At 71.9% G+C, this 25,346-nt stretch carries 22 protein-coding genes and 1 tRNA gene; 9 read left to right on the top strand and 14 right to left on the bottom strand.

Annotated features, from left to right (window positions below):
• Positions 1 to 27: 27 nt before the first annotated feature.
• The 10 genes from RM479_RS23410 to RM479_RS23365 all read right to left on the bottom strand — a co-directional run bounded on the left by RM479_RS23410 (position 28) and on the right by RM479_RS23365 (position 11,567).
• Entirely contained in the window at positions 28 to 2,121 is a 2,094-nt protein-coding gene (locus tag RM479_RS23410; RefSeq protein ID WP_397222973.1) for an AAA family ATPase, read from the bottom strand.
• A gap of 108 nt (positions 2,122 to 2,229) precedes the next feature.
• Entirely contained in the window at positions 2,230 to 6,759 is a 4,530-nt protein-coding gene (locus tag RM479_RS23405; RefSeq protein ID WP_311513890.1) for a TIGR02680 family protein, read from the bottom strand.
• The gene (locus RM479_RS23400; protein ID WP_311513917.1) at positions 6,725 to 8,083 is read right to left on the bottom strand and encodes a TIGR02678 family protein; all 1,359 of its coding nucleotides are present in this window, start codon (positions 8,081 to 8,083) and stop codon (positions 6,725 to 6,727) included. Before RM479_RS23400 ends, RM479_RS23405 begins: the two co-directional genes overlap by 35 nt.
• Positions 8,083 to 9,174: a DUF2397 family protein gene (locus tag RM479_RS23395; RefSeq protein ID WP_311513889.1), complete on the bottom strand. Its 1,092-nt coding sequence runs from the start codon at positions 9,172 to 9,174 to the stop codon at positions 8,083 to 8,085. The genes RM479_RS23400 and RM479_RS23395 overlap by 1 nt, the downstream gene beginning before the upstream one ends.
• A 157-nt stretch (positions 9,175 to 9,331) precedes the next feature.
• Positions 9,332 to 9,835, bottom strand: a complete 504-nt coding sequence (locus RM479_RS23390; RefSeq protein WP_311513888.1) for a hypothetical protein — start codon at positions 9,833 to 9,835, stop codon at positions 9,332 to 9,334.
• Between the two features lie 127 nt (positions 9,836 to 9,962).
• Entirely contained in the window at positions 9,963 to 10,247 is a 285-nt protein-coding gene (locus RM479_RS23385; protein ID WP_311513887.1) for a hypothetical protein, read from the bottom strand.
• Positions 10,248 to 10,257: 10 nt separating this feature from the next.
• Positions 10,258 to 10,506 (bottom strand): hypothetical protein, encoded by a 249-nt coding sequence (locus RM479_RS23380; protein ID WP_397222970.1) that lies wholly within the window; start codon positions 10,504 to 10,506, stop codon positions 10,258 to 10,260.
• An 11-nt stretch (positions 10,507 to 10,517) separates the two neighbouring features.
• Positions 10,518 to 10,763: a hypothetical protein gene (locus tag RM479_RS23375; protein ID WP_311513886.1), complete on the bottom strand. Its 246-nt coding sequence runs from the start codon at positions 10,761 to 10,763 to the stop codon at positions 10,518 to 10,520.
• Positions 10,764 to 10,819: 56 nt separating this feature from the next.
• Positions 10,820 to 11,065: a hypothetical protein gene (locus RM479_RS23370; RefSeq protein WP_220563428.1), complete on the bottom strand. Its 246-nt coding sequence runs from the start codon at positions 11,063 to 11,065 to the stop codon at positions 10,820 to 10,822.
• A gap of 420 nt (positions 11,066 to 11,485) precedes the next feature.
• A tRNA-Tyr gene (locus RM479_RS23365) sits at positions 11,486 to 11,567 on the bottom strand.
• 235 nt (positions 11,568 to 11,802) lie between these two features.
• On the opposite strand from RM479_RS23365, the gene RM479_RS23360 reads away from it, so the two are divergent.
• Positions 11,803 to 12,300 carry a YajQ family cyclic di-GMP-binding protein gene (locus tag RM479_RS23360; RefSeq protein WP_274810002.1) on the top strand — a complete coding sequence of 166 codons (498 nt, stop codon included), beginning with the start codon at positions 11,803 to 11,805 and terminating at the stop codon, positions 12,298 to 12,300.
• A gap of 1,088 nt (positions 12,301 to 13,388) precedes the next feature.
• Here the strand turns inward: RM479_RS23360 and RM479_RS23355 are convergent.
• Positions 13,389 to 14,246 (bottom strand): M48 family metalloprotease, encoded by an 858-nt coding sequence (locus RM479_RS23355; protein WP_274810004.1) that lies wholly within the window; start codon positions 14,244 to 14,246, stop codon positions 13,389 to 13,391.
• Between the two features lie 435 nt (positions 14,247 to 14,681).
• Between RM479_RS23355 and RM479_RS23350 the strand changes: the two genes are divergently transcribed.
• The 6 genes from RM479_RS23350 to RM479_RS23325 all read left to right on the top strand — a co-directional run bounded on the left by RM479_RS23350 (position 14,682) and on the right by RM479_RS23325 (position 19,879).
• Positions 14,682 to 16,526 carry a 2-oxoacid:acceptor oxidoreductase subunit alpha gene (locus RM479_RS23350; RefSeq protein WP_311513885.1) on the top strand — a complete coding sequence of 615 codons (1,845 nt, stop codon included), beginning with the start codon at positions 14,682 to 14,684 and terminating at the stop codon, positions 16,524 to 16,526.
• Positions 16,527 to 16,590: 64 nt separating this feature from the next.
• Positions 16,591 to 17,577, top strand: a complete 987-nt coding sequence (locus RM479_RS23345; RefSeq protein ID WP_311513915.1) for a 2-oxoacid:ferredoxin oxidoreductase subunit beta — start codon at positions 16,591 to 16,593, stop codon at positions 17,575 to 17,577.
• A gap of 150 nt (positions 17,578 to 17,727) precedes the next feature.
• The gene (locus RM479_RS23340; protein WP_274810006.1) at positions 17,728 to 18,390 is read left to right on the top strand and encodes an NAD(P)H-binding protein; all 663 of its coding nucleotides are present in this window, start codon (positions 17,728 to 17,730) and stop codon (positions 18,388 to 18,390) included.
• 179 nt (positions 18,391 to 18,569) lie between these two features.
• Complete coding sequence (locus RM479_RS23335) at positions 18,570 to 19,091, top strand: hypothetical protein (RefSeq protein ID WP_311513884.1); 522 nt, start codon at positions 18,570 to 18,572, stop codon at positions 19,089 to 19,091.
• Between the two features lie 270 nt (positions 19,092 to 19,361).
• The gene (locus RM479_RS23330; protein WP_274810008.1) at positions 19,362 to 19,574 is read left to right on the top strand and encodes a hypothetical protein; all 213 of its coding nucleotides are present in this window, start codon (positions 19,362 to 19,364) and stop codon (positions 19,572 to 19,574) included.
• A gap of 92 nt (positions 19,575 to 19,666) precedes the next feature.
• Positions 19,667 to 19,879: a hypothetical protein gene (locus RM479_RS23325; RefSeq protein WP_274810009.1), complete on the top strand. Its 213-nt coding sequence runs from the start codon at positions 19,667 to 19,669 to the stop codon at positions 19,877 to 19,879.
• 59 nt (positions 19,880 to 19,938) lie between these two features.
• Here the strand turns inward: RM479_RS23325 and RM479_RS23320 are convergent, their stop codons facing one another.
• A complete protein-coding gene (locus tag RM479_RS23320) occupies positions 19,939 to 20,475 on the bottom strand; it encodes a GNAT family N-acetyltransferase (protein ID WP_311513883.1) in 537 nt (178 codons plus the stop codon).
• A gap of 101 nt (positions 20,476 to 20,576) precedes the next feature.
• Here RM479_RS23320 and RM479_RS23315 point away from each other — a divergent pair, with 101 nt between their 5' ends.
• A complete protein-coding gene (locus RM479_RS23315; RefSeq protein ID WP_311513882.1) occupies positions 20,577 to 21,500 on the top strand; it encodes an RNA polymerase sigma-70 factor in 924 nt (307 codons plus the stop codon).
• A gap of 5 nt (positions 21,501 to 21,505) precedes the next feature.
• Positions 21,506 to 22,660, top strand: coding sequence for an FAD-dependent oxidoreductase (locus RM479_RS23310; protein WP_311513881.1), 1,155 nt, complete (start codon positions 21,506 to 21,508; stop codon positions 22,658 to 22,660).
• A gap of 158 nt (positions 22,661 to 22,818) precedes the next feature.
• On the opposite strand, the gene RM479_RS23305 is transcribed toward RM479_RS23310, so the two are convergent.
• Both RM479_RS23305 and RM479_RS23300 read right to left on the bottom strand, forming a co-directional pair.
• Positions 22,819 to 23,502 carry a response regulator gene (locus tag RM479_RS23305; protein WP_311513880.1) on the bottom strand — a complete coding sequence of 228 codons (684 nt, stop codon included), beginning with the start codon at positions 23,500 to 23,502 and terminating at the stop codon, positions 22,819 to 22,821.
• The gene (locus RM479_RS23300; RefSeq protein ID WP_311513879.1) at positions 23,499 to 25,199 is read right to left on the bottom strand and encodes a sensor histidine kinase; all 1,701 of its coding nucleotides are present in this window, start codon (positions 25,197 to 25,199) and stop codon (positions 23,499 to 23,501) included. The genes RM479_RS23305 and RM479_RS23300 overlap by 4 nt, the downstream gene beginning before the upstream one ends.
• Positions 25,200 to 25,346 lie beyond the last annotated feature (147 nt).

Raw genomic sequence — 25,346 nt, 5'->3', positions numbered from 1 at the left:
AAGCCGAATGTGACGCGCGACGCCCCCTCAGGCACGCTCGGATCCGTCGGAGACCCAGACGTTGGACATGGCGTCCCGGTTGATGGTGCGGATGGTGGCGGGCAGGCCGAGTCGGCGCAGGGCGTCGGGCAGCCGGGTGTCGTGGGTGAACACCACCAGCTGTCGGTGCCGACCCACCTCCGCCAGGACCGAGGAGAGCCCTTCGACGGTCTCGGTGTCCATGGCCTGGACCGGATCGTCCAGCACCAGGAAGCCGAACGGGTTGCCCTCGACCAGCGTGCGCGGCAGACAGATGGACAGCGCCAGGGCCTGGAACTCGCCCTGGCTGAGCAGACCGGGGGCGCTGGTCTGGTCGCCGACCCCGTCCACCGTGACGTCGACCTCGACCCGGCGACGGGCCCCACGCCCGATGAGGCGCATGCCCTGGAGGTCGATGTGGCGTTCCTGGCGCAGCCGGAACCACACCTGTTCGGCCTGCGCCGCCACCGGGCCCAGGCGCTGCTCCCGGAGGATCCGGGCCTGCTCCGACAGCCACGTGAGCGCCGCCTCGGCCTCGCCCAGGGTGTCCCGGGCGCCGAGGGCGTCCTGGGCGTCGTCGAGCCAGGAGGCGAGCCGCTCGGCCTCCTCCGCCCATCCCGAGGTGGGGTCCTCCAGTCGCTCGCCGGCCTCGCGGCGGGCGCTGACGGCGGCGGCGCGCAGGCTCCGGCCCACGGTCTCGATGTGCTCGGCCAGTTCTCCCAGGTCGGTGATGGTGGCCCCGGACTCCCACAGGGACCACACCCTTCCCAGTTCGCTGTCGGGCGGCAGCCAGCCGGGAGCGGGCGCCAGGAGGAACCTGGCCTGGTCGCGAGCGGCCTCGGCGCGTTCGTAGGCGGCGGAGGCGGCAGCCGCCTGGGGGCGCAGGGCGCGCAGACGGGCGGTGGCCCGCCGGACCCAGTCGGACCCCAGGGCGCTCGGGGTGTCACAGGTGGGGCAGGTGGTCTCGGTGGGATGGCGTCCGTGGTGTTCGATCGCCTCTTCCAGGAGGCGGACCACACCGTGGGCGTGGTCGCCCTTGCTGCCGGCGGCCATGGCCAGTTCCATGGCGGCGCCGCGCAGTTCGTTGACGACGTCGCTCATCACGACGCGTTCGGGTAGCGAGAGGCGGCGCAGGCGGCGCATCACCACGTGCAGGGCGGGGTCGCTGGGGCCGTCGTCCTCGGCCAATCCGCGCAGCGCCGCCAGGTCGAGCCCGGGCCCGGTGAGGAGTTCGACGGCGCGGGCGGCGCGCGGGTCGTCGCAGGCGCGGAGCGAGTCCAGGAGCCGGGGCAGTTCCCGCGAGGGTCGGTCGCGGCGCTTGGCCAGGGTGTCGCAGAAGCGGGCGAGACGGCGTTCGGCGTCCGCCAGCCCGGTGAGCCCCAACAGGGAGGTGAGCGTGTCGTACAGCTCCGCGGAGCGGCCGGTGACGGTGCGGCCCAGCTCGTCGTAGGACAGGAACGGCCGGTACCGGACCAGGTCCTCACCCCAGTCGAGGGCGCGCAGGGGGGTGACGGTGCCGTCGGGGCGGATGATCTCGCCGCGCGCCGAACGGACGCTGTCCCCGTTCCAGCGACGGCTGATCCGGGTGGGCGCCTCGTCGCCGGCGATGAGGAGGTCGACGGTCGCCTCGGTGCTCTCGTCGTAGTGCAGGTTGCGCCATCCGTCGCGCCAGCCGGTGGGCATGGCGTCCCATCGGGGGTTGCGTCCGGTGAGGACGGCCTCGGCGGCCTCGGCGAAGCTGGACTTGCCCGAGCCGTTGCGGCCGACGATGACGGTGAGCCCGGGCCCGGACGGGAAGACCAGTTCGGCGGGGCGGCCGATGCCCCGGAAACCCTGGACCCGGATGCGGGTGAGGTAGGCCCGCCGGACCCGGCCCGGCGGGGGCGGCGCGGGAGCGGTCGGCCGGGGATCGGGGATCTCCCGGCCCTCGGCGCGGGCCTCCAGCGCCTCGTCGCCCCACAGTGCGGCGGTGACCCAGGAGTGCGTCCCCCTGGGCAGTCCGGACCGCGCCAGGGCGTCCAGGAGGACCGTGGCGGTGGGGTCGTCACCGGTGACGGCCACGGCGTGGTCGCCGATCTCGATCTCCTCGGGCACCCGGGTCATTGTCGTACCCCATCTGTCGTCGTTCCTGCACAAGCAGACTAGGACAGCCCGCATGAGAACCGCCCGTAAAGGTCGGTTCTCCCGCCCGGCCCCGCCTCGGGGCGGGGGTCAGACGCCGATGAGGCGGCGTCTGCTCCCGTCCCAGGTGAAGTGCAGGGTCGCGATGCCCGGGACGTTGGGGTCGCGCAGGCACTCGTAGATGTTGAGGCTGGGCACGCTCGCGAAGCAGCCCCACACCCGCTCGGAGGTGAGGACGAAGTCGAGGTCGAGTTCGACGAGGAGGCCGAGCAGGCGGCCGTGGGTGGGTTCGTCCACCTTGGCGAAGGCGTCGTCGAGGAGGATGAGGCGCGGCGCCCACGGCGCGCGGGCGGCGAGGGCGTCGAAGTGGGCGGCTGCCGCGGCGAACAGCACCAGGTAGGCCACGACGCGCTGCTCGCCCTGGCTGAGGGCGGTGCGGTGACCGAGGCGACGCTCGGCCCCCGTGGCGTCGGTCACATAGACGGTGAACGTGAACCAGGAGCGGTAGTCGAGCGCGGCGCGCAGCTGGGCGCCGCCGGTGGCGGTGGGGTCCAGGCGTCGGATCGCCTCGATGCACCGGCGCAGGGCGTCGCGCAGTCGGGTGGTCTGGACGCGGGTGCGCTCCTCGGCGGGGGTGGCCAGGAGCGGGACGACCGCCTCGATGTCGGCTCCGGCGTCGGGGGCCAGCCGCCAGTCCAGGCGCACGCCCAGGCCCGCGGAGGTGGTGACGTCCTTGAGCACGTCGTTCATGGTCTCGATGAGGGCGCGCGCCTCGTCGATCTGGTGGGCCAGGTGGCCGGCCAGTTCGCCGAGCAGGTGGCGCTCGAAGGCCTCCTCCTCGGCGATGGCGACGGTCTCGGCGGCCCGGGCGACGGAGGCCGCGATGCGCTCGGCGTAGGCCGTGACGTCGTAGGCGTCCTCCTCGTCGTGCACGGTGAGGCGCTTGAGGCCGCGCGGCTCGGTGAGCTCGGTGCGGGTCTGGGCCCAGCCGACGGAGGTGAGGAGGCGGTGGAGTTCCTCGCGGCTGCCCAGGATGGCGCTGTCGTCGACCTCGGGGACCTCGCCCTGTTCGGCGAGCCCTTCCTCCAGGTCTCGGACGCAGGCGTCCAGGAGCGCCAGGCGGGCGTCGGGCGCGGTGGCGGCGGGGTCGACGGAGGGGCCGGGACGGGCGGCCAGGTGCGCGGCCAGGGGTGCGTCGGCGGCGGCGCGGGAGGCCAGACCGGCGGCGCCCAGCAGGACGGCGTCGGGGCGGTCGGGCTCCTCGCCCTCGCCGGGCAGGGAGAGCGCGGCGACGAGGCGGTCCCCGGCGGTCAGGGTCCGGCGGATCTGCTCGGAGCGTTCGACGGTGGCGACGTCCAGGCGGGCCTCGGCGCCGACCCGTTCGTCGCGGGCGCGCTGGGCGGCCCGTTCGAGTTCGGGCAGGCGGCGGGCGGCGGCCTCGGCGCGTTCGCGGACCTGCGCCCGGGCGGCGTCGAGCTGCTCGTCGGGGACGCCCTTGGCGCGGTCGCCGAGTTCGATCTGGCGGCGCACCGTGATCATGTCGTCGATGGCCGCGGCGCGCACGTCCTCGGCGAGGACACGATCGGCGCGGGCGCGGTGCCAGGAGTCGATGTGGCGTTCGTGGTCGGCGAGGGACCAGGCCAGGATCTCCAGGTCGCGCAGGCCGGAGGTGACGAGGACGCGCAGGTGGTCGAGGGCGCGCAGGGCGCTGTCGAGGTCGGCGCGGAGGGTGGACAGGTCGTGTTCGGCGGCGGCCGAACGCAGCCGGGCCCGGATGTCGAGGAGTTCGGTGCGGGCGGCGTCGGCGGCGCCGGCCGCGGTGTCGTGGGCGCGGCGGGCGGCGGCGGTGGCGGCGCGGGCGATGTCCAGGACCGCCCAGGCGCGGATGAGCTGTGAGGGGTCGGGCAGGTCCCGGGAGACCTCCAGGAGCTCCGCGTAGGAGTGCTCCAGGCCCCAACGCCGCTCCCCCGCCTCGGCGAGGAGCGCCTCGGCGACGGCGATGCGCCGGTCGGTGTTGGCGGACTGGCGGTCCCGGGCGCGTTTGCGGGCGGCCTCGCCGATGTACTCGGGTTCGCCCTTGAAGTGCGCGCCGGAGGCGACGCCGAGCCGCCAGGCCCCGAACGTGGACATGGCGCTCACGGTGGCGACGGAGTCGTCGCGGCGGTGCTTGGCCTCGCCGCCCTCCGCACCGCCGACACCGGCGACCCCGGGTTCGGGGAGCAGGGCGATGGAGGCCAGCAGGGCGCGCAGGGACTCGTGGCCCACGCCCCGGTCGGGGATGACGACGGGGACGAGCACGTCGAGGAGGGTGCGGCCCTTGGCCGGGCGGGCCGGGGTGAGCATGAGGTCCCGAGTGGCCGGGTCGTAGAGGGTGCCGTCCGCGCGGATCCACCCGGAGAGGAGGCCGGCGGCCTCCAGGGCCGCCTCCAGTCCCGCCTGTTCACGGGTGGAGAGACCGTCGGCGAAGTCGACGGCGAGGTGGAAGGGGACACCGTCGGCGGCCGGGCGGGGGTAGGCGGCCCAGGCCGGGCGTTCGGGGGCGTGTTCGGTGCCGCGGGCGCGCCGGTCGGCCAGTTCGGCGAGTTCTTCGGCGAGCTGTCCCTCTTCGCCGACGGCGACGTCGCGACGGGCCCGCAGCTCCTCCAGGAGCGGGTCGACGGCGGCGTGGGCCAGGTGGGCGACGGTGGCGGGGACCGTGATGTCGAGGACGCGCAGGGCTTCGGTGATGGGCAGTTCGACACTGCCCTCCAGTTCGTGGATGGCGTCGCCCAGGGCGTGGGCGTGACTGGAGTCGCGCAGGCGGGCCGCCCAGGCCCGGACGCCGTCGGCGTAGTCGGCGCTCCGCGCGCGCAGGGCGGCGATGGCCTCCTGCTCGCGGTCGTGGGCGCGTTCGAGGACGGAGTCGGCGCTCTCGGCCTCGCTGGTGAGGGCGACCAGGCGGCGGTCGGCGGCGGCCTCGGCGGCGGTGAGGCCGGTGAGGCGGGCCGCCTGGTCGGCGCGTTCGGTGGCCCGTTCGGCGGTGTCGGTGAGGTGGTCGTGCAGCCGACCCAGGTGTTCGCGCAGCGCGTCGAGGTCGATGCCCTCGACGGGATCGCGCTCGACCGCCTGTTCCAGGCCCTGGATGTCGACGCGGGTGCCGCTCTCGCGGGGGGTGTGGACGATCGCGGTGGTGTCGGGGACGACGCCGAGGATCTCGGGGTCCAGCCCCGAGGCGGTGGCGGCGCGGACGGCCTCGGCGTGGGTCTGGCGCAGGACGTCGAGGGCGCGTTCGATGACGGAGGTGTCGTCGCCGAGCAGCCCGATGGCGTGACGTTCGACGCGTTCGGCGTGTTCGGCGGCGACCCAGGAGGCCTCGGCGGCCCGGATGTAGGCGCCGACGGCGGCGTCGTAGGCGCGGCGCTCGCCGGCGGTGGCCGTGGCGGCGGCGCCCTGGGCGGCGCTCAGGGTGCCTTCGTCGGCGGTGGCGGTGTCGCGGGTGCGGCGGGCCTGGTCGCGTTCCTCGGCGATGCGGCTCTCGGTGGTGATGAGGCCGTCGAGTTCGGCGCGCAGTCGGTCGGTCTCGACCGTGCGGCGGGCGCATCCGTCGAGCTGTTCGCGGACTTCGGCGACCCGTTCGCGCAGGGAGCCCACCAGGTAGGCGCGGTAGTCGGCGAGGAAGGCCGTGACCCCGTCGCCCGCCTCGGTGAGGGAGTCCTTGTCGGTGCGGGCCTGTTCGAGGTCGGCGATGTTGCGGGCGACCTCGTCCAGGACGGACTCGTCCATGGGGGGCAGCGCCTCGGAGAGGACGCCGACGAGTTCACCGGCCTCCAGACGGTCGCCGATGGTGGGGCGGCGCAACCGGTAGAGCAGGTGGATGAGATTGCGGTAGCGGACGGAATCGTCGATGCCGAAGAGGTCGCGCATGACCCGGGCCCGGTAGGGGACGGGCGAGGTGTAGCAGTTGTCGGCGCCGATCTCCGAGCGGAGTCGGTCGACGGGCTTGGGGCGGCCGTCGACGACGAGGTCGAGGTCGTGGCCGACGCGGCGTTCGGTGACGAAGAACACGCAGCGCGGGTCGGCGTCGCCGACGGCCATGACGGCGGCGCCCAGGGTCAGGTGGCGGGCGGTGTCGTCGCGGTCGCGGTCGCGGTCGCCGCCGGCCACGGCGGCCAGCAGGGCGGAGGCGGTGGTGGCGCCGCGGGCCGCGGCGTCCAGGCCGCGGTCGCCGCGGGCGGTGGTGAACTCGACCCACAGGTAGCCCAGGCGGATCGCCGGGGCGGTGTCGTCGTCGGACTCCGCGTCCGGTTCGTCCCGGGGTTCCTCGGGGCCGCCCAGCAGGTCGGGGCCGGCGTCCTCGGGTACGGGGGCACGTCCGGCACGGGGGTCCTCGGACATGAGCCAGCGCAGGCTGGTGCGGTTGGTGCCGGTGGTGTCCAGGCGGCGGGTGTCGCCGTCCAGCAGGAAGGGCAGGAGCATCTCCAGCGCCTTGGACTTGCCGGCGCCGTTGCGGCCGCGCAGCAGCAGCCGGCCCTCGGCGAATTCGAGGACGTGGTCGTCGTACTGCCAGACGTTGCGGATGCCCGCCCGTTCGAGGCGGTAGCGGGGCTCAGCCGTCGCCGTTCCGGTCTCCTGGGTCACCACTGGTCGCGCTCACCTTCTCGTTCGCCACCGCTTGCAGCACGGACGCCACCCGATTCAGGTCGCCCCGAGGGTCGATGGGGGATTCGGGGGTGCCGTCTTCCTGACCGGAACCGCTCGCTTGGGAGGGTTGTGTCCGGCTGTCATGGTCATTGTCCTGGATTCGGGGGACGCGATCGTCCGCCTCGGCCCCGTAGCGGGCGGCTGCGGCGGTGAGCCGCCACCGCCCGGGGCCGCCGCGGAGCAGGCCGAGGTCGGCCAGCAGGGTCAGCGCCCGTCCACGGAGTCGCTCGGGGTCGGGGATCTCGGGTCCCGCGGTGCGGGCCCATTCCGCGCGTTCGGGGGCGTCCGCCCCGCAGAAGGCCTCCAGCGCGGCGTCCAGTTCCCGGTCGGGGACCGTGACGGAGGTGAGGGGGCGACCGGGGTGCAGGCGGCCGGAGAGGTGCCGGATCAGGGACAGCGCGACTTGGCCGACGGGGTCGTCGGAGGGCAGGCCCGCGACGGCCTCGTCGGGCAGGATGAGCGCGACGCCCTCGGCCCGGACCTCGACGTCGCAGCCGAGGAGGTTGGACAGTGCCGCCGCGGCCCGCCACTGGTGGGCGGACAGCCGGTCGCGCTGACGGTCGGGGAGGTCCTCACGGTAGACGACGGCGGTCTCGGCCAGCAGCCGACGCAGGGCGAGCTCGCCCTGGTTGTCGCCGTCGGGGTCGCTCACGGAGGCCGCCGCGAGGAAGGAGTCGGGGTCGTCGCCGGCGCGGGGCAGGTGGACGGCGACCGAGCGCGCGACGCGCGTGTGCGGGAGCAGACGCGCGTCGGCGGTGGCGTCGGCGCGGTGGTCACCGATGGAACCCTCGGTCTCGGCGAGGGCGCCCAGTTCGACCAGCAGCTCCAAGGCGGCGCAGTAGGCGCGGCGTTCGCCCAGGCCACGGCCGGGGTCGGCGTCGATACCGGCCTCGCGGGCCGCCTCGCGGAGCCGGACGGCCAGGTCCCGGACGCCGATGGGGCCGGTGTCCTCGACCAGTACCGCCAGGACCAGGGCGAGGTACGTGTGGGTGCGCGGGGTGAAGGGCGCGCCGGTGGTCCGTGCCAACGGCGCGGGGGCGCCGGGGCCGCGTTTGACCAGTCGGGCGTGGTCGTCGGCGACGGTGAGCCGGTAACCCAGCACCCGATGGAACCGCTGGGCGAGCCACTCCGCGTGGGAGCGCACGAGGGAGAACTCGGCGGAATGGGCGCGCTCGGTCAGGAGCGGGCGTGCCATGAGGGCGCGCGCGGCGGCCTGACGTTCGCCGATGAGCGCGGTGTCCTCGCTGTGGATGTCCGTCTCCATCACCCCCATGTCCGGGTCCACGGCCGGTCCCGACCGAGGTCGATCGGGCCGGTGGTCCGGGTGTCCGGATCGGTGTCGTCTGTGGTGTCGTCCTCGTCCTCGGTGACGGGGACCGGCGGGGTCGGCGGGTCGACGACCGGCGCACCGGGCGGCGGGGCCTGCTCCCCGGGCCGGGCCCGCGCGTCCGAGGGGGCTTCCTCCGCAGGCGTCGTGTCCGGTGCCGTCGGCCCGGATCCCCGCGCCGCGGTCGCGGAGACGGCGGAGGGCGCCGGGGCGTCCGTCTCCGGTGCGGCGGAAGGCGCTGAAGCGTCCTCCTCCGGCGCCTCGGAGGGCGCGGAGGGGCCGGAGGGGGTCGGGAGGACGGCGGGCGCCGGGGCCGCCAGGGCCGCCGGGGTTCCGGACGAGGCCGAAGGGGCGGTTCCGGTCCTCGGGGCGAAGAGCGAGGGGTCGGGTTCGTGCTGTTCGTAGGGGGTGACGCAGAGGCGCAGGCCTTCGAGGGTGAGTTCGCCGCCCTCGCCCTGGATCACCACCTCGGACCCCGGCGCGGAGACCACGTGCAGGCGCAGGGAGAACTCCAGGTCGCCGGCGGAGGTGGGCCGGCGACCGGCGTCACCGGAGCCGAGTGCCGCGGTGAGGAGCTCCATGAGCACCTCCATGCCCGCGCCGGACAGGTCCAGGTGGGCGCGCGGCCCCGTGGGACGCGACAGCAGAGCGCGGACCTGGGCGGCGCCGGTGCGGCGCCAGTGCGCGGAGGACTCGGCGGCATCGCGCAACCGGGACTGCTGGGCGCGGTGGTCGCGGACGGGTTCGGGCGGTCGGGTCCCCGGGCGCTCGATGACCGTGCTGCGGTCGGGTTCGGCCTGCCACCACGCCGTGGTGGCGGCGACGCCGTCGTCGACCCGCCCCTTCAGGTGACGGGCCGGGTACAGGGCGTAGGCCGCGCCGGCCAGGGCGTCGGCGCGTTCCTGCCCCGCCTCCTCGAACCACGAGGCCAGGCGCAGCAGGGCGGCGCGGCCGTGGCGTGGCGCCGATCGGTCGCCATCGCTTCGTTCATCGTCCGCGCGGTCATCCGCCCATTGGTTGAGTCCCACACCTCAGCAGGGTAGAGACCTCAGGGACACGGCACGTCGGATTCCGCCCTTCCGACCCCCGCTCGGGACCTCGTACCACCATGCCTGACCAGCGATGACAACTGTTTCAGGAACTTTGGCACGATTCTCGCGGGAGCCCCGATCCGGGTGGTCCCGGTCACCGCGCCGCCGGATGTTCGAGTCGGCCGTCGTCGGCGCCCTCCAGCGCCCGCCGGACCTCGTCGGTCATGTCGTCGTCGTACTCGGTGATCGTGTAGGTGGAGAAGTAGCGGGTCCCGTCGGCCTCGACCGGGTCGCCGAGTTCGACCTCCACGTCGTAGGGGTCGTTCTGGCACTCCTGGTCCATGCACCAGGTGCCGAGGAGGCCCCCCTCGCCCCTGGCCCGCCCGTCCGACCACTCCCGCCATTCCATGTCGCTGAAGGTCGTGAACTCCGTGGCGACGTACTCGGTGGGGCGCCGGTCGTCGAACCCGTTCTCGTCGCCGTACCGGTTGAGGACGTACACCTCGGCGTCGCCGGCGGTCGTGGTGGGGCTCGCCTCCTCGGCCTGCGGGGCGGCCTCCTCCGGGAGGGTGCCGCCCCCTCCCGGCTCCTCGCCGCCGCACCCGATGACCGCCAACAGGGCGACCGCGCCGACCCCGGTCAGGGTGATGCGCTGCATTCCTTTACCTCCAGCGTGGGTTCCGGATCCGCGACGAGGCCCCCCGGTGTGCACCGGGGGGCCTCTGGGAACCGCTCTTTTCCGTCAACGGGGCCGCAAGGACCCCGCCGTCACCACAGGGTGGTGACTAGTGGTAGCCGGGGTGGTCGTGGTGGCCACGGCGATCGTGGTCCACGTTGGTGCCCACCGGGCCGTTGACGCAGTCACCGGTGGTCTGCGGCGACAGGATCGGCACGTTCGCCCCGATCAGACCGACGGCCAGCTCGGTGTTGCACAGCTGGACCGGAACCAACTGCAGGTTCTGGTTGAACTGCTGGTCACCGCCGTGCGAGGCGGAGGCCGGAGACGCGGCCAGGACCGCACCCAGGGCGATACCGGCAACAGCACCCGCGATCGAGAGCTTGCGCAGCATGTGGTGGCTCCTAGTCGATGTTGGTGCTGATCGGGCCGTTGACGCAGTCGCCGGTGGTCTGCGGCGACAGGATCGGCACGTTGACGCCGGCCAGGAGACCGACGGCCAACTCGGTGTTGCACAGCTGGACCGGAACCAGCTGGAGGTTCTGGTTGTACTGCTGGTCACCGCCGTGCGAGGCGGAGGCCGGAGACGCGGCCAGAACGGCGCCCAGGGCGATCCCGGCGATGGCGGTGGCGGTGGCGAACTTACGCAGCATGTCGAGATCTCCTAGCTGATGTTGGTGCTGACCGGGCCGTTGACGCAGTCGCCGGTGGTCTGCGGCGACAGGATCGGCACGTTGACCGCGACCAGGCCCACGGCGGCGCTGGTGTTGCACAGCTGGACCGGAATGGCCTGAAGGTTCTGGTTGTACTGCTGGTCGCCACCGTGGGAGGCGGAGGCCGGGGTGGCGGAGAGAACGGCGCCGAGAGCGGCACCAGCGATGAGACCGGCAACACCGAGCTTACGCAGCATTGAATTACCCTTCGAGAAAGTTTGAGAAATCGTCGCAGTCGGACTAATTGCCGGAACTAGCTGATGTTGGTGCCGATGGGCCCGTTCACGCAGTCGCCGGTGGTCTGCGGCGACAGGATCGGCACGGTGACGGCGACCAGACCGACGCTGCCGGTCAGGTTGCAGGACTGAATCGGCACCAGCTGCAGGTTCTGGTTGAACTGCTGGTCACCGCCGTGCGAAGCGTGTGCGGGAGCTCCGAGGAGCAGCGCGCCCATCGCGGCACCGGCGACCAGGCCAGCAGCGGCCATCTTCTTGATCATGACTTCCCCCGGAAATCTTCGAGGTGTTGACAGAAAAAGACGCAGGCGCTCTTGCACCTGTGTCGCGGTGGACTGAGGCAATCATCATCCGCCCTTTGTTTTTTGTCAACGCCGAAACCCGTGGAGTTCGATTGTCCATTTTGTCGGGAGAATTCTTTTTGCCGGTCCGTCGAATCCTTTTTTTCGCGTCTTTTCCGACACATGGGCGAAGGGCTGTTACCCCACCGTGTCCGCAGCGCTATGGACTCGCGATGGTCCGAATCCCGGACCCGCCCGGCACTTGGGCCACAACGTCCGATTCGTCAGCGTTCCGAAGCCATCGTGTGACCTGGGTCTCGGCACCATGTTCGGAGGCCGGTGTCTCTCGGGAAACACGACGAGGCCCCGACACCTGATGGTGTCGGGGCCTCGTTCCCAGGGTGGCAGGTGAAGGATTCGAACCTTCGAAGGCTAAGCCGACGGATTTACAGTCCGCTCCCATTGGCCGCTCGGGCAACCTGCCTGGGCTGCGACTTCGGGGTTCCCCGTGTCGCATGAACGAGAATAGCGGATGAACCCCCCGAACCTGAAATCGGTTTCGCGGGCGCGCCCCCGGCCGCCCTTCGGACACCCTGAGCAGGGTCCCACTAAGCTCTGGGACCGTGCCCGCGCCGCGCGCGGCCGGGCCCGACCGACCGCGCGGGCGCTCCGAGGAGGCCCGCCCCGATGACCGACCCAACTACGGGGTGTGAGAGAACGTGGCCGCCGAATCCAGTTTCGACGTGGTGTCCAAGCTCGACCGTCAAGAGGTCGACAACGCCCTGAACCAGACGGGCAAGGAGCTCTCCCAGCGCTTCGACTTCAAGGGCACCGGGACCACCATCGCCTGGCAGGGCGAGGAGGGCATCGAGATCCGCAGCAGCTCCGAGGAGCGCGCGCTCGCCGCCCTGGAGGTCTTCAAGGAGAAGCTGATCAAGCGCAAGCTCTCCCTGAAGATCCTCGACGCCGCCGACGAGCCCAAGATCTCCGGCAAGGAGTACCGCCTGCCCATCGGCCTCAAGGAGGGCATCACCTCCGATGACGCCAAGAAGATCTCCAAGCTGATCCGCGACGAGGGCCCCAAGGGCGTCAAGGCGCAGATCCAGGGCGACGAGCTGCGCGTCAGCTCCAAGAAGAAGGACGACCTCCAGTCGGTCCAGAACCTGATCAAGGAGAAGGACTTCGACCTGGCCCTCCAGTTCGTCAACTACCGCTAGAAACACGAGAGTTCACCGCTGTGACCTGCCAGAAGGCTAGGCGGCGTCCAGTGGAGGGCACATCCGGGGCACAAGACCGAGCGCGTTGTCCACGAGGGCACGTGTTCGGTCTTGGGCTTCGGGCCACTCCCCCACGTAGGTGTTGAGCGTCACCGTCGGTGTGGAGTGCCCCGAGGCCATCTGCACCGTCTTGACCGGGCCCCCTCGTGGATGAGCAGGGTCGCGAAGTAGTGCCCCAGGCAGTGGAGGCCGACACCCTTCGGGAGGCCGACCGCGCGGGCGGCAGAAGACCGGCCGGGCCGGGACGACGATCGGAGCACCACGGGCGGGGCGAGGAGTCCAGGGGTTCGGGCAGGCGCGGAAGGCAGAGAAGCGGGAGGCGGTGGTGGGGGTGCTCGTGGCAGACTGGGAATGGCCCGTGATGGGTTTGGGCATGTACACCGAATCTGGTTCGGGTGCGGAAACCGGCCCGCGCGTGCAAGGTGTTTGCGCTGGCCACAGCCTCACGGGCGGGAAATATGCGCCCGGTCACATACTTCCAGGGGCCTGGAAGGGGTATTGCGTGCAGACGGAGTGCATCGTCGCAGGCCAGGCCCGGTGAAAACCGGGAAGGGTCCGGCAGGCCTACAAAGCCCGTAGGGCATGGAAACCTCTGGAAGCAACGCTGCTGCTCCTCCGGGCTCATGTCCGGCAGGCCTACAAAGCCCGTAGGGCATGGAAACCTTTGCTTCGTCCTGGGCGTTGGCGCGGAGCCAGTCCGGCAGGCCTACAAAGCCCGTAGGGCATGGAAACGAGCATTGTTCGGAATAGCTTCATGGCAGGACTCTGCGTCCGGCAGGCCTACAAAGCCCGTAGGGCGCAAGGCACATCCAGGGCACATCAAGCTGGGATGTAGTGCGAAACGGCGAGAAGCAGCAAGAGGCGTAGCAGCACGTCAGAGGGCATCCCCGTCTCCTGAGCTGGGAGGCGGGAATGCCCTTCTCAGTTCGTCAACCACCGCTAGGACCGGGCGGAACCACCGAGCGGCCGTCCGTCGAGGGCGGCCGTCGTGTGCTCCCTCCGCCCGGAGGCCTCCGGGGCGGGATCGATCAGCCCAGGTCCCAGTCCCGGCGCAGTTCACGCAGCCGCCGCACCCGCTCCTCCGTGGGCGGATGGGCGGCGAACAGCCGCCAGACCCCCGTGGGGAACGGGTTGGTGGTCATCAAGTGGGCCGCCGGCAGCAGCGTCCTCCGGCGGGGCAAGGGATGGGCGCGCATCCCCTTCTCGATCGCGAGCAGGGCCTCGGCCAGCGCTTCGGGGTCCCCCGTGGTGCGGGCGGCCTGTTCGTCGGCCCGGAACTCGCTCTGACGCCCCACTCCGGCGCGCACCACGAGGAAGGCCAGCGGCGCCAGCAGCGCCACCATCAGTCCGCCCAGGAGTTCGGGGACGTCGGTTTCCTCCGAGTCGCCGAGCGGCAGTACCAGGGCCAGCGCGCTCAACGCGGTGATCAGACCGGTGAGGGTGACCGTCACGGATCCGGCCAGGGTGTCGGCGGCCTTGATGTGCGCCAGTTCGTGGGCGATCACCGCGCGCAGCCGACGTTCGTCGAGCGTGCGCAACAGGCCCGTCGTACAGCACAGCGCGGCCCGGCGACCGGTCCCGGTGGCGAAGGCGTTGGGCGATCGGATCGGCGACAGGTACAGGCGCGGCATGGGCTGGCGTGCGGCCGTGGCCAGTTCGCGGACCATCCGGTACAGCTCGGGCCGCTCGATCTCCCCCACCGGGCGCGCCCGCATGGCGCGCAGCGCCAGCGAGTCGCCGAACAGGTGGACCAGGATCGCCGCGCACACCACCAGGGTGACGGCGAACTGGAGTCCCGTCTTCTCGGCGCACAGCCAGCCCGCGACGAGGAGGACCACAGCGACGCCGATGAACAGGCCGATCGCCCGGATCAGGCCGACGTGCACGCCGCCACCTCCCCGCTCTTCGTCCGTGATGTGTACATGGTGATGAACGTGCGGGTCGGCGTCCCGCGTTCCCCGGTCGGGGGGCCGTCCATCACACCCTTCGCGTTCCGGTATCCGGTACCGCCCCGCGATCGCCGCCCCGATGTGACAATCACCACCCGCCTTCGGTCGATTCCGCCCCGACGACCTATAGTGCGAACGTGGCCCTCATCACTTTGCGCGCGAGGTCGCGGACATCGTTCCGCGTCCACGGGCGTGGACGCCTCACCACGTCCCCCAGGGTTGGCGCACCCGGTGGACGCGGGGGCCGCACACCCCGTCCGTGCCCTCACGCGATCGGGGGGCCGCCCCGCAGCGGTGCGCCCCGACCGGAGGGCTGACACTCACGAGCGCCGCCGCCACAACGACCGGCGGCCGAGGAGGTCGTCGATCTCAGTGTCCAAACAGATCGAACAGCTCGACCGCGTCGTCATCCGTTTCGCCGGTGACTCCGGCGACGGGATGCAACTGACCGGTGATCGCTTCACCCAGGAGACCGCGACGTTCGGCAACGACCTGTCGACCCTGCCGAACTTCCCCGCGGAGATCCGCGCGCCCGCCGGGACCCTTCCCGGTGTCTCCAGTTTCCAGTTGCACTTCGCCGACCACGACATCATGACCCCGGGCGACGCGCCCGACGTCCTGGTGGCGATGAACCCCGCCGCGCTCAAGGCCAACCTGGGCGACCTGCCCCGCGGGGCCACGGTGATCGTCAACACCGACGAGTTCACCAAGCGCGCCCTGGCCAAGGTGGGCTTCGCGGCGGACCCGCTCACCGACGGGACCCTGGACGGGTTCAAGGTGAGCGCGGTGCCGTTGACCTCCATGACCGTGGAGGCCCTGGCCGGTCTGGACATCTCCAAGAAGGACGCCGAGCGGGCCAAGAACATGTTCGCGCTCGGCCTGCTGTCGTGGATGTACAACCGGCCGACGGAGGGCACCGCGGCGTTCCTGAAGTCGAAGTTCGCCACCAAGCCGAACATCCTGGCGGCCAACCTGACCGCCTTCCAGACGGGCTGGAACTTCGGTGAGACCACCGAGGACTTCGCGGTCTCCTACGAGATCAAACCGGCCCGACTGCCCGCGGGCACCTACCGCAACATCACCGGGAACCTGGCCACCGCCTACGGGCTCATCGCCGGTTCCCGGCGTTCGGGGCTGCCCCTGTTCCTTGGCTCGTACCCGATCACCCCGGCCTCCGACATCCTCCACGAGCTGTCCCGGCACAAGGAGTTCGGGGTGCGCACGTTCCAGGCGGAGGACGAGATCGCCGGTGTGGGCGCCGCCCTGGGGGCGGCGTTCGGCGGGGCGTTGGGCGTGACCACCACCTCCGGCCCGGGGATGGTGCTCAAGCAGGAGACCGTGGGTCTGGCGGTGATGACCGAGCTGCCGCTGGTCATCGTCGACGTCCAGCGGGCCGGGCCCAGCACCGGCATGCCCACCAAGACCGAGCAGACCGACCTGCTCATGGCTCTGTTCGGGCGCAACGGCGAGTCCCCGCTGCCGGTGGTGGCGCCGGCCTCCCCCGCCGACTGCTTCGCGGTGGCGTTGGAGGCGGTGCGGATCGCCGTGACGTACCGGACCCCGGTGGTGATGCTCTCCGACGGGTATCTCGCCAACGGGTCGGAGCCGTGGCGGTTGCCCGAGGTCTCGGAGCTTCCGGTCATCGAGCCCGGGTTCGCGACCGCCCCCAACGGGCCCGACGGGGACTTCCTGCCGTACCTGCGCGACGCCGAGACCCTGGCCCGGCCGTGGGCGGTGCCGGGCACGGCCGGGCTGGAGCACCGGATCGGCGGCATCGAGAAGCACGCCGAGACCGGTGACATCTCCTACACCCCCACCAACCACGACCTGATGGTCCGCACCCGCCAGGCCAAGATCGACGCCGTGGACGTCCCGGACCTGGAGGTCGACGATCCGAGCGGGGAGGCCGAGGTGCTGGTCCTGGGCTGGGGCGGCACCTACGGCTCGATCACCGCCGCGGCGCGGCGGGTGCGCCGTACCGGCCGTCGGGTCGCGCAGGCGCATCTGCGCCACCTCAACCCGTTCCCGGCGAACCTGGGCGAGGTGCTGCGCGCCTACGACCGGGTGGTGGTCCCGGAGATCAACCTGGGCCAGCTGGCCCTGCTGTTGCGCGGCCGGTTCCTGGTCGACGTCATCGGTTACAACAAGGTCCGCGGCCTGCCGTTCAAGGCGGAGGAGCTGGCGGGAGCGCTTCAGGAGGTCATCGATCGTGACTGAGCACACGCACGACACCGGCTTCGCGGGGCTGCGTCTGGTGCCCAAGAGCGACATCTCCTACAAGATGAAGGACTTCAAGTCCGACCAGGAGGTGCGCTGGTGCCCGGGCTGCGGTGACTACGCGATCCTGGCCGCCTTCCAGGCGTTCCTGCCCGAGTTGGGCGTGCCGCGCGAGAACATCGTCATCGTCTCGGGGATCGGCTGCTCCTCCCGGTTCCCCTATTACCTGAGCACGTACGGGGTTCACTCGATCCACGGGCGGGCCCCGGCGATCGCCACCGGTCTGGCCACGAGTCGCCCGGACCTGTCGGTGTGGGTGATCACCGGTGACGGTGACGGGTTGTCGATCGGCGGCAACCACCTGATCCACGCGCTGCGCCGCAACGTCAACGTCAACGTGCTGCTGTTCAACAACCGGATCTACGGGTTGACGAAGGGGCAGTACTCGCCGACGTCCGAGGCGGGCAAGATCACCAAGTCGTCGCCGGTGGGATCGCTGGACCACCCGTTCAACCCGGTGTCGTTGGCGTTGGGCGCGGAGGCGACGTTCGTGGCGCGGTCGGTCGACTCCGACCGCAAACACTTGACGTCGGTGCTGCGGGCCGCCGCCGAACACCCGGGAGCGTCGTTCGTGGAGGTGTACCAGAACTGCCCCATCTTCAACGACGACGCGTTCGAACCGCTCAAGGACCCCGCGGCCAAGGACACCCGGCTGCTGCGGTTGGAGCACGGTGAGCCGTTGCGCCTGGGCGACGGCCGGGGCGTGGTCGCCGGGGAGTACGGCGGGTTGGAGGTGGTGGACGTCGCGTCGGTCGGTGAGGAGCGGTTGATCCGCCATGACGCGCACCGGGAGGACCCGGGGTACGCGTTCGCGCTGTCCCGGCTGGACCGGCCGGCGTTCGAGCACGTGCCGATCGGGGTGTTCCGTGAGGTGCGCCGACCCACCTACGACGATCTGGTCAACGAGCAGGTGGCGGACGCGCGTGCCGAACGCGGCGACGGGGAGTTGTCGGCCCTGCTCGCGGGCGGGGACGTCTGGACGGTCGGGTAGCGCGGTCGGGCCCGCCCTCCGCGCCGGGGACGGGCGGAGGGCGGGCCCGGGCCGGGCGTCCGCCCTCCGCCGTCCGGGAGGCCCGTCGTCGTCGGGCGCGGGTCCGCGGGCCACCCCCGGACATCCGAACGGAACGGTTAGGGTGCCGGTATGCGTATCGTCATCGCCGGGGGACACGGGAAGATCGCGCTGCGGCTGGCCGGGCTGCTGGCCGCGCGCGGGGACGAGCCCGTCGCCCTCATCCGCAATCCCGACCACTCTCAGGACGTCGTCGACGCGGGCGCCGAGCCCGTGGTCATCGACTTGGAGCAGGCCACCGTCACCGAGTTGGCGGAGAAGGTCATGAACGCCGACGCCGTCGTGTTCGCGGCCGGCGCCGGGCCGGGCAGCGGGGCCACCCGCAAGGACACGGTCGACCGCAAGGCGTCCGTGCTGACCGCCGACGCCGCCTCTCTGGCGGGGGTGCGCCGGTTGATCCAGGTCTCCGCGATCGGGGTGGACAACCCGCTGCCCGCCGACAGCGACGAGGTGTGGGCCGCCTACGTCGAGGCCAAGCGCGCCGCCGACGCCGACCTGCGTGAACGTTCGGTGGAGCTGGACTGGACGATCCTGCGGCCGGGCCGCCTCACCGACGAACCCGGGACCGGGGAGGTGTCGCTCGGGGAGAAGGTGGAGCGCGACTCGGTGACCCGGGACGACGTGGCCGCCGTGATCGTGGCGCTCCTGGACGAACCGGGGACGGTCGGAAGGGTTCTCAACCTCGTGAACGGTGAGACGCCCGTCGTCGAGGCCGTCCGCGCCGCCGCCGTCTGAGGAACACGATCGTGGCCGCTCAGAGCGGTCGCTTCGGGCATTCTGTGGCCAGATGCACCCATAGGAGGCATCATGGTGACGGAACCCGGCGGAGTCCCGCCAAGGTTGGACGCGGATGACCGGGTAGCGACCCGACGGGTACTGACGGCTCCGAACAGAGCAGATGGGCACGGTTATTCATGAGCGTCACACAGGTCGTGAGGGACAGCACGGTCGTCGAGCACGCCAAGGTCGCGGCTCAGCAGAAGCGCCGGATGTTCATCATCCAGCTGGAGATCAACGCCTACGACGAGCCCTCCAGCAAGCTGCGCCCGGGCCTGACGCGCATCCTGGAGGGGATCGAGGAGGCCGGCTGGCGGCTGGAGCTGATCACCCCGGGTGAGGACGGCGAGAAGGACAAGCCGACCCGTATGTTCATCTTCCGCCCCGACCCCGACGCCAAGAAGGACGCGGTGGACAGGCACGAGGCCCAGCACCAGCCGGAGCCGTCGGGTCAGCAGCAGGCCTACCCGCAGCCGACCGGTGCCCAGCAGCCGGACCCGTACGCGGGCTACGGCCAGCAGCCGGGATACGGCCAGCAACAGCAGTACCCGGGTTACGACCAGCAGCAGTACCCCGGTTACGGTCAGCAGCCGGGATACGGCCAGCAGCCCGGTTATGGGCAGCAGTACCCGGGTTACGGTCAGCAGCAGGGCTGGTGATCACGGCCCCTCGATGAGGGGTGTCCGAAGGGGCCCGCGCGGTGGAGGAACACCGCGCGGGCCCCTTCGTGTGCGCGGCGACCTCTCGGTTCTGTAACGCGGTGCGGACCGTGGGCTCCGACATGTCGTGCATGTCCGAAAGGAACCCGAGAAAAGCTCGAAGAAACTCTGGATTCTTCCCTTGAAGTACTCCGAGCACGCTGATGACTACGCTAAGTTATTTCCGGCGGCTACAGCCACCCCGTTATGAGCTTCCGAAAGGTATCCACGATGACCCGCATCGCCAAGATCTCCGGCCTCGTCCTCGCCACCGGCCTCGCCTTCGGCGCGATGACCGGCACCGCCGCGGCCGACAACAACGCCAAGGTCCAGAACATCACCATCCCGGTGTGCGTGGACGTTCTCCAGGCCGCGGGCATCAGCTCCGACGGCTGCAACGTCGTCAGCTGGGACTCCACCTCCGGCATCGCCATCGACGACTAGATCGTTCGGATCGCCCTCGCACCGGGCACCTCGGGACGCCACCGTCCCATCGACAACGACCATCGCAACGCCAACCGAAAAGGATCTTCACCATGAAGCGCTTCGCCACCGTCTCCGGCCTCGTCCTCGCCACCGGCCTCGCCCTGGGCGCGATGACCGGCACCGCCGCGGCCGACAACAACGCCAACATCCAGAACGTCACCGTGCCGATCTGCGCCGACATCATCACCTTCTCCCTGGTGAACATGGACGGCTGCAACGTCATCTCCAGCAACTCCACCTCCGGCATCGCCATCGTGAAGTAGTCACGTCCGGTAGCGCGGGGGCGGGGCGCGATCGATGATCGCGCCCCGCCCTCGCGTTCTCAGGCGCCGCAGACCGCGACCGAAAGGCGCGTGGCCGGGTCGGTGCGCAGCCGCGCGTGGGTCCCGGTGTCGAACCGTTCGTCCCCGTAGCGCAGCTTCCGCCGTTCGATCCCCTCGGGCCGGAACCCGGAGCGCAACGCCACCAGGCACGAGGCCGGGTTGTTCAACCGGTGCCCGAGTTCCAGCCGGAACAGGTCGGTCTCGGCGAAGACGCGCTCCGCGGCCAGCGGCACGGCCGCCGTGGCGACCCCGCGCCCCCGGGCGTCGGCGTGCGTCCAGTACGACACCCAGCCCAGGCCGTGGGCGCGGCTGGTCACCGAGACCTGCACGTGCCCGAGGGCGACGTCCTCCCCGGCCGTGACCGCGAACCCGAACGAGGAGCCCCCCTCGGCCGCGGCCCGTTGCCGGTCGATCCACTCCAGCGCCTCATCGGTGGTGGCGGGCACCTCCGGGGACTGCCACGCCAGTTCGGGTTCGGCGAAGGCCGACAGCAGTCGTCCGGCGTCCCTCGGCCCCCAGGGCCGCAGTCGGTACATCCGTTCGTTCCTCGTTCCGTCGCAGGGGACAGGGGTCGGGCCCACGGAATCATCCCGCGAACGGGTGTCACGTTCCGGGGTGCGTGGTACGTCTTCTCTTCATGACCACCGATACCTCCGACGCCGCCGACGCCGCCGGTGTCTTCGAAGCCCACCGTTCCCTCCTGACCGGGGTCGCCTACCGGATCCTGGGCACGGCCTCCGACGCGGAGGACGTGGTCCAGGAGGCGTGGCCGCGCTGGTCGGCCGCCGACCGGGAAGAGGTCGAGAACCCGCGCGCCTACCTCGTCACCATCGTCTCCCGCCTGGCCATCGACCGGTTGCGCAGCGCCCGTGCCCGCCGGGAGTCGTACGTGGGCGAGTGGCTGCCCGAACCGGTGAGCGACCTGCCCGACGCCTCGGAGCGGGCCGAGCTCGCCGACACGGTCGAGTTCGCGCTCCTCGTGGTGCTGGAAACGCTCAGTCCGCTGGAGCGGGCGGTGTTCGTGCTGCGCGAGGCCTTCCAGCTGCCGTACGCGGAGATCGCCGAGATCATCGGGCGCGGCGAGGCCGCCACCCGGCAGCTGTCCCGGCGGGCCCGCGACCACGTGCGCGAACGCCGACCCAGGTTCGAGGCGGACCGGGCGGCGCGGCGGCGCATCACCGAACGCTTCCTCCAGGCCTGCGCGGAGGGCGACATGGAGGGGCTGACCGGGTTGCTCGCCGACGACGCCACCCTGGTCGGGGACGGCGGCGGCAAGGCCAAGGCGCCGCTGCGGGTGCTGGTCGGCCGGACGAAGGTCGGCCGGTTCCTCCTGTCGCTGCCGAGCAACCTGGAGCGTTTCCTGGCGTCGATCGGGGTGGCCCCCGGTGAGCCGCGACTGGAGGTCACCGAGGTCAACGGGGCCCCGGCGGCGCTGGTCATCGTCTCGGGGCGGGTGATCAGCACCATGATCCTGGACGTGGACGGCGACCGGGTCCGGACCGTGTACGTGATCGCCAACCCGGACAAGATGTCACACCTGCGGGTGCCCGACCCGTCTTGAAAGGCATGGACATCACCGTTGTGGGCGGAGGCCTCGCCGGACTGACCGCCGCCATCGCCGGCGCCGAGGCCGGCGCCGCCGTGACCCTGCTGGAGGCGCACTCCACCCTGGGCGGCCGGGCCCGGACGTGCGATCCGCCGTACCTGGCCAACGAGGGGCCGCACGTGCTGTACGGGGACGGTTCGGCCGCCCGGTGGCTGGGCGAACGGGACCTGATACCGCCCCACCACCGGTTCCCGTGGTCGGCGCTCTTCGAGGTCCGGGTGCGTGCGGGAGGCCGGATGCGGTCGACACCGCCCCCGGCGCTGTTGCGGGCGGTCGCACGCCGGGGGCTGCGCGCCCCGCACGATCGCGACTTCGGGTCCTGGGCGCGGGAGCGCCTGGGTGAGAGGACCGCGCGGGTGGCCGCGAACCACATGGGGGTGGCGCTGTTCGACCACGACCCGTCGCGGTTGTCGGCGGAGTTCGTGTGGGAGAGGTTCCAGCGGGTGTGGTCGCCCGGGCGGCCCTCGGCGCTGTACATCGTCGGCGGGTGGACGGCGCTGGTCGAGCGGCTGGCGACGCGGGCACGGGAGATGGGGGTGCGGATCGAGACGGGGGCACGGGTGGACTCCCTGCCGACGGACCGGCTGGTCATCGTGGCGACCTCCCTGGCGTCGGCCCGGTCTCTGCTCGGTGACGACTCGCCGGCCTGGGAGAGCGGGCACGCGCTGTTGGTGGACCTGGGGCTGCGCCGGGGGCGGCGGGACCCGTTCGCGGTGTTCGACGCCGACGAGTGCGGGTTCGTGGAGCGGTACACGCGGGTGGACCGGACGCTCGCCCCGGCGGGCGAGGAGCTGGTGCAGGCGCAGATCCCGGTGCGGCCGGGCGAGTCGCGGGCGCGGGTGACCGAGCGGCTGGAGCGGTTGCTCGACGCGTCGTTGCCGGAGTGGCGGGAGCGGGTGACGTGGCGCCGCGACCAGGTGGCCAAGGGGCGGACGGGGGCGCTCGACCTGCCGGGGACCACGTGGCGGGACCGGCCGGCGATCGACCGGGGCGACGGTGTGTACCTGGTGGGGGACTCGGTGGCCGCGCCGGGCCTGCTCGGCGAGGTCGCGGTGGCGAGCGCGGTGCGCGCCGCCGCCGCGGCGACGGGTTCCCACGCTCACCGGCACGTCTGAGGAGAGCGGCCCGGCCGTGTTCCTGCGGACCTCCGCTCCGCTTCGGTCCGCGCGAGAGCACCCGAAGAACGCGAACCTTCGGCCACTGCGCCGACCTCCAGAACCCCGTGGGCGGCCTCGCACCTCCAGGGTGCGGAGGAGAACCCGAAGAACAGGCCCTATGCCACCCAGCGGTAGCGGTGTTCGGGGCGGCCGGCCGAGCCGTAGCGCATGCGCAGTTCGGCGCGGCCGTCCGCGCACAGGTGTTCCAGGTAGCGACGGGCGGTCACCCGGGACACACCGGAGCGTTCGGCCACGTCGGAGGCGGACAGGTCGCCGTCGGCGGCGCGCAGCACCCCCGCGACGAGGTCGACGGTGGCGGCGGTCAGTCCCTTGGGCAGTGATCGGCCGCCCGGCGGGCGCAACAGTCCGAACAGCCGGTCCACGTCCTGCTGGGTCGTCTCCCCCTCGGTGTCCATCTGGCGGCGGGCCACCGCGTAGCGCTCCAACTGGTCGCGCAGGGCGCTCAGCGGGAACGGTTTGAGCAGGTAGTGCACCGCTCCCCCGTGCAGGGCGTCGCGGACCTGGGCGATGTCGCGCACGGCCGTGATCATCAGGAAGTCGGTGCGGCGTGCCTCGTCGGCGGTGGCGGCGCGCAGCGTGCGCATCACCGAGATCCCCGAGGCGTCGGGCAGGTGCAGGTCGAGCAGGACCAGGTCGGGGCGGTGCCCCCGGATCTGGGCGAGCCCGGCCGCGGCCGTGTGCGCCACACCCACCACCGTGAAGCCGGGCAGCGACTCCACCAGTTCCCGGTGGTTACGGGCCACTCGAACGTCGTCGTCGACGACCAGCACACGGATCATCGGTTCTCCTCCACCGTGCCGGTCGCGGGGAGGTAGGCGGTGAACACCGCGCCCTCCTCGCGATCGGGCGCCTCCATGTCCACGCTGCCCCCTCGCCCCTCGCACACCTGCTTGACCAGGGCCAGACCGAGTCCGCGTCCCCCGCCGTCGCGGGACGCCTTGGTGGTGAACCCGAGGCGGAAGATCTCCTCGGCGGTCCCGTCGGCCACCCCGTGCCCGGAGTCGGTCACCCGGATCTCCAGCAGGTCGCGAGGCGGACCGTCCTCACCGGCCCGATGCAGGCGCACCATCAGTTCCACCCATCCCCGGCCGGCGCCCGCGACGGCGTCCAGCGCGTTGTCCACCAGGTTGCCCAGGACCAGCAGGGCGTCCGTGCGCAATCCCCTGTCGAGGGCGGGAACGTCCGTCATCGGGGAGATCCGCAGGTCCACGCCGATCTCGGCGGCCTGCGCCGACTTGGCGATGGTCAGGGCGGCCACCGCCGCATCGGTCACGTGCTCGGCGATCCCCGCGGTGGTGCGGGTGTGCGCCGCCGACAGGTCCGCCAGATAGGAGCGGGCCTCCTCATGGGCGCCCAGGTCGAGCAGGCCGGCCAGGGTGTGCATCCGGTTCGCGAACTCGTGGGTCTGTGCCCGTAGCCCCCGGGTGACGGTGCGGGCGCCGTCGAGTTCACCGGTGAGCCGGTCGAGTTCGGTGCGGTCCCGGAAGGTGACGACCGCGCCGGTGTCCTCACCCCGGATCCGGACCGTCCTGCGGTTGGCGACCAGGACGCGGTCGCCGGACAGCAGGAGGAGGTCCCGACCCGGGTCGTCCCCGGAGACGATGTCGCGGATCCGCTCGGAGACGCCGAGTTCGTCAAGGGTACGCCCCTCGGCGTCCTCGGGAAGCCCGAGCATGGCGCGGGCCGGCGGGTTGACCAGGAGGAGGCGGCCTTCGGTGTCGACGGCGAGCACGCCTTCGCGGACGGCGTGGAGGAGGGCCTCGCGGCTTTCCAGGAGCGCGGTGATGTCGGCGGGTTCCAGACCGTGCGTCTTGGTCCTGACCTGGCGGGAGAGCGCCCAGGCCCCGCCGATGCCCAGACCCAGGACCACGGCGACCGTGCCCAGGACTGCGGGGACCGCGGCGCGCGCCTCGGTGGCGGCGTCGGAGGTGAGGATGCCCAGGGAGACGTAGGCGACGACCTCGCCCCGGGCATCGCCGCCGTTGACCGAACCGCCGCGGGCGAACACGGGGACCTTGGCCCGGACGGTGCGCCCCTGGGTGCCGGTCTCCACCCCGGTCCACTCCTCGCCCTCGGCGGCCGGTCCGGGCGGGGTGGACACGATCTCCCCTATGAGGTCCTTGTCGGGGTGGGTGTAGCGGGTGCCGTCGGGCGCGGCGATCACCAGGTACTCGACCCCGGTGGCGGAGGCGATCCGGTCGGCCATCGGGTCGAGGGCGGCGGTCGGTTCGGGGCCTTGGACCCCCGCGACGACCTCCGGCATGACGGCGACGGTCCGGGCCACGCTGAGGACGCGTTCCTCGTACTGGCGGTCGGTGTGGCGGTCGAGCTGGACCACCCACAGGGAGCCGACGGCGACCAGCGCGGCGGCGAGCAGGAGCACGTAGCCGACGAAGAGCGAGCCGGTCAGGGTGAGGCGGGGCCGGGTGCGCGGGGCAGGGGTGCGCGGCGGCCGTGGCAGCGTGCGCGCGGTCATGCCGGTGCCTTCCGAGAGGGGATCGGTGCGGTTCCGAGGTGGGCGCGGCGACGTTCGGATCGGCGAACGCCCAGGTGGGCACCGCGTTCAGGAGCGTGACACGAACAATACGACCAATATGACGCCAGTTTTAACAACACCCTTACA

Origin of the sequence: Nocardiopsis lambiniae, assembly GCF_031845465.1 — a bacterium.
GTDB classification, from domain to species: Bacteria; Actinomycetota; Actinomycetes; order Streptosporangiales; family Streptosporangiaceae; genus Nocardiopsis; species Nocardiopsis lambiniae.
Note: the sequence above shows the minus strand (reverse complement) of the source record. Positions and strands in the feature narration are given on the sequence as shown.

Coding starts and splice junctions, on each gene's coding strand:
- RM479_RS23410 (WP_397222973.1), bottom strand. CDS start 2,121: ATGACCCGGGTGCCCGAGGAGATCGAGATCGGCGACCACGCCGTGGCC.
- RM479_RS23400 (WP_311513917.1), bottom strand. CDS start 8,083: ATGGAGACGGACATCCACAGCGAGGACACCGCGCTCATCGGCGAACGT.
- RM479_RS23390 (WP_311513888.1), bottom strand. CDS start 9,835: ATGCAGCGCATCACCCTGACCGGGGTCGGCGCGGTCGCCCTGTTGGCG.
- RM479_RS23385 (WP_311513887.1), bottom strand. CDS start 10,247: ATGCTGCGCAAGCTCTCGATCGCGGGTGCTGTTGCCGGTATCGCCCTG.
- RM479_RS23380 (WP_397222970.1), bottom strand. CDS start 10,506: ATGCTGCGTAAGTTCGCCACCGCCACCGCCATCGCCGGGATCGCCCTG.
- RM479_RS23375 (WP_311513886.1), bottom strand. CDS start 10,763: ATGCTGCGTAAGCTCGGTGTTGCCGGTCTCATCGCTGGTGCCGCTCTC.
- RM479_RS23370 (WP_220563428.1), bottom strand. CDS start 11,065: ATGATCAAGAAGATGGCCGCTGCTGGCCTGGTCGCCGGTGCCGCGATG.
- RM479_RS23345 (WP_311513915.1), top strand. CDS start 16,591: ATGAAGGACTTCAAGTCCGACCAGGAGGTGCGCTGGTGCCCGGGCTGC.
- RM479_RS23340 (WP_274810006.1), top strand. CDS start 17,728: ATGCGTATCGTCATCGCCGGGGGACACGGGAAGATCGCGCTGCGGCTG.
- RM479_RS23335 (WP_311513884.1), top strand. CDS start 18,570: ATGAGCGTCACACAGGTCGTGAGGGACAGCACGGTCGTCGAGCACGCC.
- RM479_RS23330 (WP_274810008.1), top strand. CDS start 19,362: ATGACCCGCATCGCCAAGATCTCCGGCCTCGTCCTCGCCACCGGCCTC.
- RM479_RS23325 (WP_274810009.1), top strand. CDS start 19,667: ATGAAGCGCTTCGCCACCGTCTCCGGCCTCGTCCTCGCCACCGGCCTC.
- RM479_RS23320 (WP_311513883.1), bottom strand. CDS start 20,475: ATGTACCGACTGCGGCCCTGGGGGCCGAGGGACGCCGGACGACTGCTG.
- RM479_RS23315 (WP_311513882.1), top strand. CDS start 20,577: ATGACCACCGATACCTCCGACGCCGCCGACGCCGCCGGTGTCTTCGAA.
- RM479_RS23310 (WP_311513881.1), top strand. CDS start 21,506: ATGGACATCACCGTTGTGGGCGGAGGCCTCGCCGGACTGACCGCCGCC.
- RM479_RS23305 (WP_311513880.1), bottom strand. CDS start 23,502: ATGATCCGTGTGCTGGTCGTCGACGACGACGTTCGAGTGGCCCGTAAC.
- RM479_RS23300 (WP_311513879.1), bottom strand. CDS start 25,199: ATGACCGCGCGCACGCTGCCACGGCCGCCGCGCACCCCTGCCCCGCGC.